11 protein-coding genes are annotated in these 13,583 nt (G+C 68.4%); 6 read left to right on the forward strand and 5 right to left on the reverse strand.

Features of this window, described 5'->3' with window-relative positions; all coding sequences use genetic code 11:
• Positions 1 to 10 precede the first annotated feature (10 nt).
• On the forward strand, positions 11 to 2,086 hold the full coding sequence (locus Vqi01_RS19830; RefSeq protein WP_204036318.1) for a S8 family serine peptidase: 2,076 nt from the start codon (positions 11 to 13) through the stop codon (positions 2,084 to 2,086).
• Between the two features lie 247 nt (positions 2,087 to 2,333).
• A complete protein-coding gene (locus Vqi01_RS19835; RefSeq protein ID WP_204036319.1) occupies positions 2,334 to 2,813 on the forward strand; it encodes a methylated-DNA--[protein]-cysteine S-methyltransferase in 480 nt (159 codons plus the stop codon).
• 161 nt (positions 2,814 to 2,974) lie between these two features.
• Here Vqi01_RS19835 and Vqi01_RS19840 read toward each other — a convergent pair whose 3' ends face one another.
• From Vqi01_RS19840 to Vqi01_RS19850, 3 genes are all read right to left on the reverse strand, one after another.
• Complete coding sequence (locus Vqi01_RS19840; RefSeq protein WP_204036320.1) at positions 2,975 to 3,529, reverse strand: hypothetical protein; 555 nt, start codon at positions 3,527 to 3,529, stop codon at positions 2,975 to 2,977.
• Between the two features lie 724 nt (positions 3,530 to 4,253).
• Complete coding sequence (locus Vqi01_RS19845) at positions 4,254 to 4,493, reverse strand: DUF397 domain-containing protein (RefSeq protein ID WP_204036321.1); 240 nt, start codon at positions 4,491 to 4,493, stop codon at positions 4,254 to 4,256.
• Positions 4,494 to 4,497: 4 nt separating this feature from the next.
• Positions 4,498 to 5,352, reverse strand: a complete 855-nt coding sequence (locus Vqi01_RS19850; protein ID WP_204036345.1) for a helix-turn-helix domain-containing protein — start codon at positions 5,350 to 5,352, stop codon at positions 4,498 to 4,500.
• A 618-nt stretch (positions 5,353 to 5,970) separates the two neighbouring features.
• On the opposite strand from Vqi01_RS19850, the gene Vqi01_RS19855 reads away from it, so the two are divergent.
• Positions 5,971 to 6,264 (forward strand): hypothetical protein, encoded by a 294-nt coding sequence (locus Vqi01_RS19855; RefSeq protein ID WP_204036322.1) that lies wholly within the window; start codon positions 5,971 to 5,973, stop codon positions 6,262 to 6,264.
• A gap of 83 nt (positions 6,265 to 6,347) precedes the next feature.
• Here Vqi01_RS19855 and Vqi01_RS19860 read toward each other — a convergent pair whose 3' ends face one another.
• Both Vqi01_RS19860 and Vqi01_RS19865 read right to left on the reverse strand, forming a co-directional pair.
• On the reverse strand, positions 6,348 to 7,427 hold the full coding sequence (locus tag Vqi01_RS19860; RefSeq protein ID WP_204036346.1) for an inositol-3-phosphate synthase: 1,080 nt from the start codon (positions 7,425 to 7,427) through the stop codon (positions 6,348 to 6,350).
• Between the two features lie 23 nt (positions 7,428 to 7,450).
• A complete protein-coding gene (locus Vqi01_RS19865) occupies positions 7,451 to 8,089 on the reverse strand; it encodes a PadR family transcriptional regulator (protein ID WP_204036347.1) in 639 nt (212 codons plus the stop codon).
• A gap of 174 nt (positions 8,090 to 8,263) precedes the next feature.
• On the opposite strand from Vqi01_RS19865, the gene Vqi01_RS19870 reads away from it, so the two are divergent.
• The 3 genes from Vqi01_RS19870 to Vqi01_RS19880 all read left to right on the forward strand — a co-directional run bounded on the left by Vqi01_RS19870 (position 8,264) and on the right by Vqi01_RS19880 (position 13,523).
• Positions 8,264 to 8,725 carry a DUF5318 domain-containing protein gene (locus Vqi01_RS19870; RefSeq protein WP_204036323.1) on the forward strand — a complete coding sequence of 154 codons (462 nt, stop codon included), beginning with the start codon at positions 8,264 to 8,266 and terminating at the stop codon, positions 8,723 to 8,725.
• A gap of 196 nt (positions 8,726 to 8,921) precedes the next feature.
• A complete protein-coding gene (locus tag Vqi01_RS19875) occupies positions 8,922 to 11,801 on the forward strand; it encodes a transglycosylase domain-containing protein (protein WP_204036324.1) in 2,880 nt (959 codons plus the stop codon).
• Between the two features lie 147 nt (positions 11,802 to 11,948).
• The gene (locus tag Vqi01_RS19880) at positions 11,949 to 13,523 is read left to right on the forward strand and encodes a glycosyltransferase family 87 protein (RefSeq protein ID WP_204036325.1); all 1,575 of its coding nucleotides are present in this window, start codon (positions 11,949 to 11,951) and stop codon (positions 13,521 to 13,523) included.
• Positions 13,524 to 13,583: the final 60 nt, after the last annotated feature.

Below are 13,583 nucleotides of genomic sequence, written 5' to 3' on the forward strand. Positions count from 1 at the left end.
AGATTATCTAGTGAAACGCCGTGGCGTATTGCGCCGCACGGCGGTGGCGGGGCTCGCCCTGGCCACCGCCTCGTCCATCCTCACCGTCGCCACCGGTGCGGCAGCCGCCGAACCCTCGCCGGAGCGATCGCACCCCAAGGTTCGCGGCGGCGAGAGCACCAGCAGCGTGGTACCGGACCGCTACATCGTCGTCCTGAAGGACCAGCGGGCCAGCTACAGCAGCGTCCGGGCCACCGCCTCGGCGCTCACCCGAGCCAACGGCGGCACCGTCGGGCAGGTGTTCGGCAACGCGCTCAGCGGCTTTTCGGTCGCCATGAACCAGCGGCAGGCGGAGAAGCTTGCGGCGAATCCCGCCGTGGCCTACGTGGAGCCGGTGCAGCGAGTCTTCGCCACCGGTACTCAGAGCAAGCCGCCGTCCTGGGGGCTGGACCGGATCGACCAGGCCTCGGCCAAGCTGAACAAGTCCTACAAGTACCCGAACACCGGCAGCAAGGTGACCGCGTACATCCTGGACACCGGCATCAACCTCAAGCACCAGGACTTCGGCGGTCGGGCCAGCTTCGGCTTCGACGCGTTCGCGCCGCCGCCTCCGCCCCCGTCCACTCCGACGCCGGAGCCCACCGAGCCCGGCAGCGTGCAGACCAGCGCGAACGGGGACTGCAACGGGCACGGCACGCACGTAGCCGGCACCGTCGGTGGCACCAAGTACGGGGTGGCCAAGGGCATCAAGCTCGTTGACGTGCGGGTGCTCGGCTGCGACGGCGGCGGCGACATCGAGCAGGTGATCGCCGGCATCGACTGGGTGACGGCCAACGCGAAGAAGCCGGCGGTTGCCAACATGAGCCTGGGCGCTGGGGTGTCCACGGCGCTCGACGCGGCCGTGAAGCGCTCCATCAACTCCGGCATCACGTACGCGATCTCGGCCGGCAACGAAGCCGCTAGCGCCTGCGGCGTGTCGCCGGCCCGGGTGCCGGACGCGATCACTGTCGGTGCCACCGATCGGTTCGACATGCGGGCGATCTTCTCCAACTACGGCAAGTGCGTCGACGTGTTCGCTCCTGGGCTGGGCATCGTGTCGGCGTGGCACAGCAGCAGCAACACGGCCAGCAGGGTGCTCAGCGGCACCTCGATGGCCGCTCCGCACGTCGCGGGCGCTGCGGCGCTGCTGCTGCACTCCAACCCGAAGTGGACGCCCAAGCAGGTCCGCGACCGGATCGTCACCACCGGCATCGCCGGCGCGGTCCACGACCCGAAGAGCTCGATGGACCGGCTGCTGACCGTCGGCTCGGTCACCCAGGCCCGCTCGGCGTACGGCTTCAAGGCCAAGTCGAACGGCAAGTTCGTCACCGCCGCCAGCACCAAGAAGGCACTGCTCAACAACGGCAAGAGCCTGGGCACTGCGCAGCGGTACGACTTCGTCAACGCCGGCAGCGGCCTGGTCGCGTTGCGTTCCAAGTCGACCGGTCGGTACGTGGTCGCGCCGAGCAAGGGCAAAAAGCCGCTGATTGCCAGCCACAAGAAGATCGTCACCGCCGGAAAGTTCAAGATCATTAACCACACCGACGGTACGATCAGCCTGAAGGCCAAGATCAACGGTAAGTACGTCACGGCGCCGAAGTCCGGTAAGTCGTCGCTCAAGGCGAGCGCGAAGAGCATCGGCACGTCCCAGAAGTTCACCATGGAAGCGCCGGCACCGGTGGTCAGCATCAAGTCGGTGGCCAGCGGCAAGTACGTCGTGGCCGGCAGCAAGCCGCTGATCGCCAGCAGCAAGTCGGTCACCAAGTCGGCGAAATTCGAGATCGTCACCCGCGGTTACGGGCTCTTCGGCCTGAAGGCCCTCGCCAACGGCAAGTACGTGACAACGCCGAATTACGGCAAGAAGCCGCTGATCGCGAACAAGAAGTCGGTGGGCTACTGGGAGTTGTTCGGGTTCTACGACTACTTCGACGATGGCACAGTCACCGTGCTGGGCGGCGACGACAAGCTGGTTTCCGCCGGCAAAGCCGGTAACAAGCAGCTGATCGCGAACAAGAGCCTCTCCGCGAAGCCCGGCAAGGGCGAGAAGTTCCTCTTTTCGATCGCCTGAAGTCCTACCGCACCACACCCGGCACCCGCCGGAGCACCCCGATTCCTGGGGAAGCTCCGGCGGGTGCCGCCGTTGCAGCCTCCTCTTGCGGAGGCCAGCGCGCCCGCACCTCGGTGAGCGCGCCCGCACCTCGGTCAGCGCGATCTTGCACTTTCTGTCGCCGAGATGCCCTTTGTCTAGGGGTTTGTCCTGACCAAAAGTGCATGATCGACGATGTGGGGGTGGAGGGGTCGGGGAGGATGGGGGGATGGGTTGGACGGTGCTCGACTCGCCGATCGGGATGTTCTCCGTGGCCACGGACGGGGTCAGCGTGTGCGGGACGCGCTTCGGTCCGGTCGAAGACGCGGCCGTCGCGCCGGTCGACGAGGTGTCCCGGCGGGCGGTGGCGGAGCTGCGGGCGTACTTTGCCGGGGAGCTGACCGAGTTCGGGGTGCCGGTGACGGTGCCGCGCGGCTCGGAGTTCGAGCGGGCGGTGTGGCAGGAGATGACCCGCATCCCGTACGGCGAGACGCTGACCTACGGCGAGATGGCCCGACGGGTGGGTGATCCGGGCGCGGCCCGCGCGGTCGGGGTGGCCTGCAACCGCAACCCGATCCCGGTCATCGTGCCGTGTCACCGCATCATCGGCGCCGGCGGAAAACTTGTCGGCTTCGGCGGCGGCCTACCCCGCAAGGTCAAGCTCCTGGAGATGGAAGCCGCCGTGGCCCTCCAACGCGCCTGGTCCTAACCCGGCCACCCCCACCCCACCCGCTTTGACGACGGCGGCGAGGACCAGGGCGAAGCGCACCTCGATCATGAGGTTAGCGGCAGTCCAAGAGATCCACTTCGCCGCTAACTTCATGACCAACAAGGTGTTGGCGGTCGGAAGGCAGTGTGCAGGGGTGGCGGTCAATCGGGGGCGGGCAGGCAGCCGCCGTCGGCGATGCGGGTACCCACCTCCACCTGGATGTCGTCCCGGCGGACGCTGCCGAAGACACACGCCCGTCCGGTCCACCCGGCGAAGAGCAGCCCATTGCCGGGGCCGAGGTCGAGCCGACCCGGCGGCCGGACGACGACGTCGACCAGCCCGGTGACGGCCAGCGCCCGCTCTACGACCTCCTGCTCGGGCTCGTCCTGGCCGCCGACGGGCAGCAGGTTGAGGCCCTGCGATACCTCCGCCGCGCAGGCCCGGGCACCGTCGGACGCCTCGGGGTCAAGATTGCCGCGCTGCCGGAAGGCTTTGTTGGCCGCCTGCTGGCGCAGAAACTCCTCCTGGCGCAACTGCTCGTCCGTCACCGGGTTACCGGTGCCGGGCACCGCCGGCACGATCGGGGAGGCGACGACGCCGCTCGGCTCGACCACCACGTTGGGCGGCGGGGTGGCCGCAGAGGTGACGCCGCCGCCAGGCTCGGGCACCACCGCCGGTGGCGCGGTGCCGGCGACAGCACAGCGGGCCTCGGCCACGGGTGTCACTGGAATGGCGGGTGGTGCATTCTCGCCTGGGTCGGCGGATGGAGCGCTCCCTGGCTGGGCGCAGGCGACCAGGGTGGAGAGCAGCATCGCGCCAACGACTGCCCCGGCAGCCCGATGCCCAGACCCGACGACATGAGCAGCGTCGATGGACAACACGCTGCTCAGCCTAGCGTCCGCCCCATCTGCGCCCGGTCCCTCCTGGACCGCCAGAACGGGGGATTGGCGGTATCACCACGCGAACGATCGCGCCATTGCGGCGTAACGGAGTTGATCATAGGGCTCAGAGACCGGCAATGGGTGGTAATAGCGACGTCCAGGGGTGGTGGCCGCTGTGCGTGGGGATGTGGACGGCGCGGATTGCGGCATCTCGGGGTGTTCGGGTGCTCGGGGCGGGCGCGGGTTGCGGCATCTCGGGGTTTCCGGCCCCTTGGGTGGCGCGGGTTGCGGCATGTTGGGGCTTCCGGGCCGGTCGAGACCGCGAGTTGCGGCATCCTGTGGGCAGGGCCGCGAGTTGCGGCATCCATTGGCAGGGCCGCGAGTTGCGGCCCCCTTGGCAGGGCCGCGTGTCCTGTTGGCAGGGGCGCGAATTGCGGTGCCCTATGCGAGGGGCCGGTTGCGGACGTGGTCTCATCGCCCGGCCGCCTGGACGTGCCAGGACCCGCCCCGTCGCCCTGCCTACTGCCGCTTGCTCTTACCCGGCCAAGCGTGCTCGGCGTCAGGCGGTGGGCGCGTCGAATCGCCCTGCCCGAAGTTCGACAAGGAAACGGCTCCAGGTGGTGTCGGGATAGATCAGGATGGGGCCGGTGCGGTCTTTGCTGTCGCGTACGGCGTACCGCCGGCTTCCGTCGAGCACCGGCCCGGCCTCTACACAGTTGCCGTCGCCGTTGCCGCTGCGGGTGCTGACATGCCAGGCCACCGGCAACCCGGTGCTGGTGGATCGGTCGGCGGTCGCCATCGGCTCACTCCAGACGCGCTTCGAGATCGAAGAGGATTCGCTGCACGGCGCCGTTGCGCAGCGCCGCCCGGCGTAGCCGATCGTAGCGCTGGTGCAGCGAAGCGGCCTTCTCTCCTTCGACCACGACTGTCCCGACGACCGTGGAGATGCAGCCGGCGGGTGGATAGGGCCGACGCATCCGGAAGACATCGAAGGCACCATTCGGACTGGCATGGGCACCCGCGGTGAGCGGCAGGATCATGATCTCGACGTTCGGCCAGCCGGCCATCTCGCGGAGGCGGGCAAGCTGGGCGCGCATCACCTCGGGGCCGCCGATCATCCGGCGCAGCGCGCCCTCGTCGATGATCGCGGAGAGTCGAATCGGCTCGGGCTGACTCAAGCGCTGCTGCCGGTTCATGCGCAGGTTGACGAAGCGTTCGAGCTGTTCGTCGGGGAGGTGGTCGTCCGCAGCCCGGATGACGGCCTCGGCGTATTCCCTGGTCTGAAGAAGACCGGGGATCACCGAGTCCTGAAAGGAGTTGATAGCGGTGGCCCGGCTCTCCAGCCAGATCCAGTCGATCAAAGACGCGGCGACGTTGGCGGTGAGGCCTTCCCACCAGCCTTTTTGCCAGACATCCTGTGCCATCGTCTTGAGGTCGTCGCGTCTTTTCGGGTCGTCGATCCCGCAGACGTCGAGGTAGGTCAGCACCTCGGGAACCCGGGCCGGCAGCATGCCGGACTCAATTCGACTGACGGTGCTGGCGTTGCGGTTCAGGCACTCGCCCACGTCCCGCAGGGTGCGCCCGGCACCTTCGCGCATCTCGCGGAGCTGCTGGCCGAGCCATTGGGCGCGAAGCGTGAAGGCATGTTCGTTCGGCATCGCCTCTCCATTCGTCTCCGGACAGCATGGCGAAGAGATTCCACAGTTGCAAGCTTGCATGGCTGCGATCCATCATGCATGCTGCGTGTGGCTGTGGTTACCGAAGGTGATCGACGGTCGAGATGGGACGGACCGGAGTGGGTCGGCTTGGCGGCATGCCCACCCCGGTCCGGGAACGAGCCGAACGGGAGACACATCGCGATGGATGGCGTCCCGGGGGTACGACTCCCCGACTGTCTAGCACGCCGTACCCGCCGTGTGCGGGCATCGGCGCGCCTGCGTTGTGCGTACCGCTTCGGTTTCAGGCCGGGGGTGTGCTGACCCGACAGCGCATTCCTCGGCGTCGAGCCGGGCGGGCGCGCGGACCCCGCTGCGAATCCCCCTCGCGGCGGCGCCGGACCGCGCGTCCGCCCCTTCTCAGGGGGTACGCACTGATGAGACCGCACGAGAGCCGGCTCGGATCGTGACCGGGAGGCGGTTGCCGGCACTGGTACGAATTGCCTGGCGGGTGTTGGAGTTTCACCGCCACCACCGCTGTCGGGTGTGCGGAGACGGGGGACGGTGTCCTGCCGTCGAGGTGGCGCGGGCCCGGATCAGGGCGTGGCGGCGGTACGGGTCATGACTGTCGAGATCGGCCCCGGCGACCTGGTCTGGGTGACCCGAGCAGCCAGCGTCCAGTTCGCCAGGCGACCCTTCGTTGCCCGGGTGATCCGGGTCCGTGACGACCTGATCACCTACCACGGCTGGTGCTGGCTCGACGTCTACCAGTTGAACCAGAAGGGCGACGCGGTCGACCGCCGCTCGATTTTCGTCCAGCCGGTTGGCCTCCGCCTCATCGACAAGCGCGTCACCGGAACTGCCGGCCGGGTCGTGTCAACAACCCGTCAGGGCGGCGGGCGGTTGACCAGGTGATGGCGATGCTGGGCGACCGGTGAGACGGCTGTGGGGCCGGATCCGCACGGACCCGACCCCACAGCCGCTGCTACGTCAGCGGGTCAGCGCTCGATCTCGCCGGCGATGAACGCCTCGACGGCGGCGTGTGCGTCGTGGTCGGCGTACTGCACGGGCGGGGACTTCATGAAGTACGACGAGGCCGACAGGATCGGGCCGCCGATCTTGCGGTCCAGGGCGATCTTCGCGGCCCGGACGGCGTCGATGATGACGCCCGCCGAGTTTGGCGAGTCCCACACCTCGAGCTTGAGCTCGGCGTTGAGTGGGGTGTCACCGAACGAGCGGCCCTCCAGGCGGATGTAGGCCCACTTGCGGTCGTCCAGCCACGGCACGTGGTCGGACGGGCCGATGTGCACGTCGCTCTTGGCCATCTCGTGCGGCACCTGGGAGGTCACCGACTGGGTCTTCGAGATCTTCTTCGAGACCAGGCGGTTGCGCTCCAGCATGTTCATGAAGTCCATGTTGCCGCCGAAGTTCAGCTGGTACGTGCGCAGCAGCTCGACACCGCGGTCCTCGAAGAGCTTGGCCAGCGCCCGGTGCACGATGGTCGCGCCGACCTGGCTCTTGATGTCGTCGCCGACGATCGGCAGGCCGGCGTCGGTGAACTTCTGCGCCCACTCCGGGTCCGAGGCGATGAAGACCGGGAGGGCGTTGACGAACGCGCAGCCGGCGTCGATCGCAGCCTGGGCGTAGAACTTGTCGGCCTCATCGGAGCCCACCGGCAGGTAGGAGACGACGACGTCGACCTGCGCGTCGCGCAGCGCCTTGGCCACGTCGACCGGCTCGACGTCCGACTCCTCGATGATCTCGCGGTAGTACTGGCCGAGACCGTCGAAGGTCGGGCCGCGTTGCACGGTGACGCCGGTCGGCGGCACGTCGCAGAGCTTGATGGTGTTGTTCTCGCTGGCGACCATCGCCTCCGCGAGGTCCATGCCCACCTTCTTGGCGTCGACATCGAACGCCGCGACGAACTTCACGTCCGAGACGTGGTAGTCGCCGAAGGTGACGTGCATGAGACCCGGGACGCGATCGTTCGGGTCGGCATTTCGGTAATACTCGACGCCCTGTACCAGGGACGAGGCGCAGTTACCCACACCGACGATGGCGACGCGGACGGAGCCCATCGCGTGTGCCTCCTTCTTCATCATCACGGCCGCTCTTTCCTGGACTCTCCAGGCGGAGGCGGGCTGTTGTCTTCTCGTCGGCCGCCGGCCGTCCCTTCCTGCGGGACCGTCGGGGCACGGCCGGAGCGCTCGTTGGCGATGAGCTCCTCCAGCCAGCGGACCTCACGCTCACAGGCCTCCAGGCCGTGGCGCTGCAGCTCCAGTGTGTACGCGTCGAGGCGTTCGGCCGCCCGGCCCAGCATGTCGCGAAGGCCTTCGCGGCGTTCCTCGATGGTGCGGCGGCGACCTTCCAGGATCCGAAGGCGGGTCGCCTGGTCGGTTCGGGAAAAGAACGCGAAGTGAACACCGAAAGCGTTGTCGCCGTACGTCTCCGGCCCGGTTTGTGCGATGAGCTCGGCGAAGCGTTCCTTGCCCTCTGCGGTGATGGTGTAGACCACCCGACCTCGCCGGCTGGTCAGCGCGGGGACCTCCTCGGTGGTGGCGGGTGTCTCGGCGGCCTCGGCGATCCAGCCCGCCGCTTGCAGGCGGCGCAGAGTCGGGTAGAGCGAGCCGTAGCTGATTGCTGCCCGGATTGCCCCGAGCTTGGCGGTCAGCTCCTTGCGCAGCTGGTAGCCGTGCATGGGGGCGTCCTGCAACAGGCCGAGGATGGCGAGTTCGAGCACGGCCACCCTTCCCTTACCCTGTGGGTGGAGCGCTAACCACCACGATGTATCGGACCGATACATCGCACCGTAGCGTCTCACCCTGGTCGGGGCAAACCCCCACTCCGGGCGTTCAACAGTCACTGATCGTCACGGTGGTCGCCTCGTCTGACGAGAGCGCGTACCCTTTGCCGCATGCGTACGCAGCGCCAGGTAGTGGACTACTCGCTCCGGAAGCGAGCGGCGCTGCGTGAACTCCTCGCCGGGCGCGTCGGCACCTACGACCTGTGCGACGCTTCTCCGTACCTGAAGAACGCGGCTCGCTTCCATGGTGAGCCCACCGATCAGCGGTGTCCGATCTGCCGGAGTGAGAACCTCACTCACGTCCACTACATTTACGGGGACGAGCTCAAGCAGTCCGCCGGCCAGGCCCGTACGATGGCCGAGTTGTCCGTGCTGGCGATGACGCTGCGTGAGTTCCAGGTCTTCGTGGTGGAGGTGTGCCTCGGCTGCGACTGGAACCATCTTGTCGAGCAGTACCTGCTCGGGCGGGACGGGCTGACCGGTGGCGTCGAGGGCGAGTCGGAGCAGCAGGCGGCGAGTGTGGCCGCCGCCGGTGGACCAGGTGCCCGACGAAGGCGAGAGGCGCAACGGTGAGTCGAGCTCGATCGGCCAGCCCTGGCCGTGGTGTACGCGGCCGGGGCAACCGATGGCTCACACGGGCGAATAGTCCGAATGATTCTGATCTGAACTCGTCGATGCGGCACCCCCGTGCCGAGGCGACGGGTGTCGCAACTCACGGCAAACCGGTGGCGGCGCGACAGGGCCCCACCGCGACGGCAGGGTGTGAGGAATGAACTCGTACGGTGATCCCAGCTCCTCGCGCGGCCGGGCCCGCATTCCGGGCCAGGACGACGGGCCGGCGGACGACGCGTACCGCCGCCCGGGTGGTGATCCGCGCGCAGTCAACTGGTCAGCCGGACCGGCGGACGCGGGTTCGGTAGCCCGTGCATCGGTTGGCGGGCGCGCCTCGGTCGGTGGCTCGGCGAGCGTTCCGCCGCGTGGCGGGCCCGCCGCTGGCTCTGCCTCGGCCGGCGCCGGGTCAGTGGGCCGGGCCGGGCCGGGTCGCGCCTCGGTGCCGGTCTCCCCGGCCGGGCCGGGCCGCGCCTCGGTGCCGGTGTCCCCCGCGCCGGGGCGAGCCGGTCGCGCGTCGGTGCCGGTGAGCCCGGCGCCGGGCCGGGCTTCCGTCGGTGCCGCCTCCGTCAGCGCGGCCTCGGGCGGTCGGGCGAGCGTCGGCTCGGCGTCCGTGGGCGGCCGGGCCGCGGTGGCCCGCGCGAGCGTCGGTGGACCGGGCGGACCCGGTGGACCGGGCGGACCCGGTGGACCGGGCGGACGCGGTGGACCGGGCGGACGCGGTCGCGGTGGACGCGACCCGGACGCGGTGGCCCGGGCCCGTAAGCGCAAGCGGATCAACATGCTGATCGCCGGTTTCGCGGTCTTCATCATGCTGGCCGGCATCGGCGTGGTCGGGTTCACCTACTACTCGACCAACGTGGTGCTGCCCAAGGAGATCCCGCTGCCGCTCTCCACCACCGTCTACATGAAGGACGGCAAGACCACGGTGGCCAAGCTCGGCAACGAGAACCGCATCTTCGTCACCATCGACAGCATCCCGCAGCACGTGCAGGACGCGGTCGCCGCCGCCGAGGACCGTAACTTCTACCGGCACTCGGGCGTCGACTACAAGGGCATCGCCCGGGCCGCCTGGAACAACCTCTCCGGTGGCGACAAGCAGGGTGCCTCGACCATCACCCAGCAGTACGCCCGCAACGCCTACGAGAACCTCCAGGACGACAGCTACGGCCGGAAGGTGAAGGAGGCGATCCTCGCCTCCAAGCTGAACGACAAATTCACCAAGAAGCAGATCATGGAGAACTACCTCAACGTGATCTACTTCGGTCGGGGCGCGCACGGCATCGAGGCGGCGGCACAGACGTACTTCAAGACCAGCACCAAGAATCTCACTCCGGCGCAGGGGGCGGTGCTCGCCGCCCTGATCAAGCAACCGGTCGCCAGTGCCACGCACAAGGGGTACGACCCGGCGGAGAACGAGGTCGACGCCAAGATCCGGTGGGAGTACGTCATCAACGGCATGGTCGAGGAGGGCTGGCTGAACGCTCCTGGCAAGCCGGATCGCCCGACCGAGTACCCGAAGGTCGAGAAGGTCAAGAAGGACAACGGCTTCGGTGTCGCCACCCCGCGCGGCAACGTGATCAACTACGTCCGCAAGGAGATGGCCGAATGGGGCATCTGCACCGAGACCGGTGAGCCGGACAAGCCAAGCTGCGTGAGCGAGCTGCGGGAAGGCGGTTACCGGATCACCACCAGCATCGACCCGAAGATGCAGAAGTCGCTGGAAGAAATTGCCCAGGTCGATCGCAAGGGCGCATTCCTGGCGGACCAGCCGAAGAACCTGATGCCGGCGGTGGTGTCCGTGGAGCCGAAGACCGGCCGCGTGCTGGCCTACTACGGCGGCAACAGCGGCGCCGACTACGACTACGCGGGCCTCAACACCGACTCCAAGGGTGCCCTCGTCGGTGGTCACCCGGCCGGTTCGACCTTCAAGGTTTACACCCTCGCCGCTGCCATCGATGCCGGCATCTCTGTGAAGTCGTATTGGGACGCCACTCCGTTCAAGCCGGAGGGCTTCAAGGATCCGATCGTGAACGCCGGCCGGGACGTGCGACAGAGTTGTAACAAGTCCTGCACTCTGCAGGAGTCGACCGTGCTGTCGTACAACGTGCCGTTCTTTCACATTGCCGACCAGATCGGCACGGACAAGGTGATCGACATGGCCCGGCGGGCCGGCATCCGCACCATGTGGAACGACGATCAGAAGCCGTTCGACCTGCTCAAGAACAAGCCGAAGGATCTCGCGCCGAGCCAGTTCGACCGAGTGGCCGCCTATGGTCAGTACCCGGTCACCGTGCTCGACCACGCCAACGGCCTGGCCACGCTCGCCAATGGCGGCAAGTACAACAAGGCGCACTTCGTGCTGAAGGTGGAGAAGCAGAACAAGGCAACCGGCAAGTGGGACAAGGTCCGCGGCACGGGCGAGAAGCTCGAGCCGAAGCAGGTAATCCGGCCGGAGGTCGCCGACGAGGTGACCGCTGTCCTTAAGGAGATCCCGGGCAAGAACAACGCCAGCGTGGCCGGCCGCCCGCTGGCCGGCAAGACGGGCACCTGGCAGCTCGGCGACACCGGCAAGAACCAGGACGCCTGGATGGTCGGCTACGACGAGAATCTCGCCACGGCGGTGTGGATCGGTAGCCGCGACGTGAAGAAGCGGGCCATCCTCGACCGGGGCGGCAGCAACATCAGCGGTGGTGGTCTGGCGGCCCAGCTGTGGAAGCGGTACATGGACGAGGCGCTCAAGAACTCCAAGCCCTCTGACCTGCCCAACGTCACCGGCATCGGGGACGAGAGCGCCGGCAACGGCGTACCGCCGGCTCCTCCGCCGCCGGAGAACGGGCAGTGCGAGCCGACCGATCTGATCTGCCAGCTCACCGGCGGAAACAACAACCGCGGAAACAACCGCGGCGGCCGCGACAACAACGGCTCCGGCCCCGGTAACCCCGCCGACGGCTTCCCGTTCAACCCGCCGACGGGCGGCGACGGCCGCGGTGGTGGTGGCGGTGGCCTGCTGCCACCGAGAACAACCAACCGGGAGTAATAGCCATCGATGCCGCAGGCGGCCGGACAGCGGGTCCGACCGCCTGCGGCTTTTGGCGTACCCCAACGCAGGTGGTCGCGACGATCCATGGCCTTCGTCGCGGTTTCGACTTCTGCCCGGTCATTTGATACGGCAGGATGCACGGTCATGAGCACCCAGTCGACGCCCGGCATCGATGGACCGGATGTCCCCGATCACCCGTCCCGGTCCGACGGCTTCATCCGCGGACTCTCCGGCCTGATCGGTGGCCCGCTCGGCGACCACGCCGTCGCCCGCGACTCGCCGAGCGGCACGGCCCGCCGGTTGTGGACGGCTGCGCGGATCGTGCTGGCGCTGGCCTGCCTGACCCTGGTCCTGCACTGGGTGCAGAAGTCGCCCTGCCAGGACGGTGCCTGGACGGACAACAAGCAGTACACCCGGTTCTGCTACACCGACGTGCTGGCGCTCTACTACGCCGAGAACCTTCACCAGGGTGCGGTGCCCTACCGGGACCATCCGGTTGAGTACCCGGTGCTGACCGGGTACTTCATGGGGGCGCTCGGCCTGCCGGTGCACGCGGCTGGCGAGGGTAATCCCGACATGAACCAGGGGCAGTGGTTCTACAACCTCAATGCCCTCGTGCTCGGGGCGCTGGCGGTGGCCACCGTGGCCGTGCTGCTGGCACTGCGTCGCCGCCGACCGTGGGACGCCGCGCTCTTCGCCCTGTCCCCCGCGCTGCTGCTCACCGCCACCGTCAACTGGGACCTGCTCGCCATCGGGCTGGCCGCCTTCGGCTTGCTGGCCTGGGCGCGTACCGGCCGAGGGTTGGGGGGCAGCCTGCCCGGCGGATCGCCGCCAGGGCATTGGAACGGCGGGTTGCTGATGATCGCCCTGGCCGGGGTGCTGATCGGGCTCGGCGGTGCGGCGAAGATGTGGCCGCTGTTCATCCTCGGCCCGATCCTGGTGTTGGCGATCCGTACCGGCCGAGTCTGGGCCGGCATCCTGCCGATCATCACCGCCGCGGTGACGGTGGTCGCGGTGAACCTACCGGTGGCCCTCCCGGAAGCTTCGCGGGAGAACTGGGGGCGGTTCTTCGAACTCAACACCACTCGCCCGATCGACTGGGGAACTCTCTGGTACATCGGCCGCTACCTGGACGGCAAGATCGGTGACCCGGCAAGCCAGGGCCCGTTCCAGTGGCTCGACGCCAACATTCCCACCCTCAACTGGGTGTCGTACGCCCTGTTCGGGCTGGCCTGCCTCGGCATCGGCCTGCTCGCGCTGCTCGCGCCGCGCCGGCCCCGGCTCGCCCAGCTCGCCTTCCTCGTGGTCGCCGCCTTCCTGATCTTCAGCAAGGTCTGGTCGCAGCAGTTCGTGCTCTGGCTGCTGCCGCTGCTGGTGCTCGCCCGGCCCAAGTGGGGGGCCTTCCTCGCCTGGCAGGCGGCCGAGGTCGGCTACTTCGTCGCGTTCTACGGCGAACTGCTCGGCACGTCGACCGGCACCCCGGTCTTCCCGGAGGGCGTGTTCGTGCTCGCCTCGACCCTGCGACTGGCCACGGTGGTGGCGCTGTGCGTGCTGGTCGTACAGGAGATCCTGCACCCCGAGCGCGACGCGGTCCGCAACAGCTACGCCGACGACCCGGACGGCGGCCTCTTCGACGGCGCTCCCGACGCCCCCTGGCTGCAACGATGGCGAGCAAGCCGCGCAACCGCCGCCCCGACCCCGACCCCAGCCGCCGCCTGACGCTGGCCGTCGACTTGTCAGCCGCGCAAGTCCCAGACGGCGCCGGCCACCGTCAGGATT

The organism is Micromonospora qiuiae (genome assembly GCF_016863555.1).
Classification (GTDB): domain Bacteria; phylum Actinomycetota; class Actinomycetes; order Mycobacteriales; family Micromonosporaceae; genus Micromonospora; species Micromonospora qiuiae.

What these genes read in the sequence shown, in the direction of transcription:
- Vqi01_RS19835 (WP_204036319.1), top strand. Translation starts at nt 2,334, where the DNA reads ATGGGTTGGACGGTGCTCGACTCGCCGATCGGGATGTTCTCCGTGGCC.
- Vqi01_RS19845 (WP_204036321.1), bottom strand. Translation starts at nt 4,493, where the DNA reads ATGGCGACCGCCGACCGATCCACCAGCACCGGGTTGCCGGTGGCCTGG.
- Vqi01_RS19850 (WP_204036345.1), bottom strand. Translation starts at nt 5,352, where the DNA reads ATGCCGAACGAACATGCCTTCACGCTTCGCGCCCAATGGCTCGGCCAG.
- Vqi01_RS19855 (WP_204036322.1), top strand. Translation starts at nt 5,971, where the DNA reads ATGACTGTCGAGATCGGCCCCGGCGACCTGGTCTGGGTGACCCGAGCA.
- Vqi01_RS19860 (WP_204036346.1), bottom strand. Translation starts at nt 7,427, where the DNA reads ATGGGCTCCGTCCGCGTCGCCATCGTCGGTGTGGGTAACTGCGCCTCG.
- Vqi01_RS19870 (WP_204036323.1), top strand. Translation starts at nt 8,264, where the DNA reads ATGCGTACGCAGCGCCAGGTAGTGGACTACTCGCTCCGGAAGCGAGCG.
- Vqi01_RS19875 (WP_204036324.1), top strand. Translation starts at nt 8,922, where the DNA reads ATGAACTCGTACGGTGATCCCAGCTCCTCGCGCGGCCGGGCCCGCATT.
- Vqi01_RS19880 (WP_204036325.1), top strand. Translation starts at nt 11,949, where the DNA reads ATGAGCACCCAGTCGACGCCCGGCATCGATGGACCGGATGTCCCCGAT.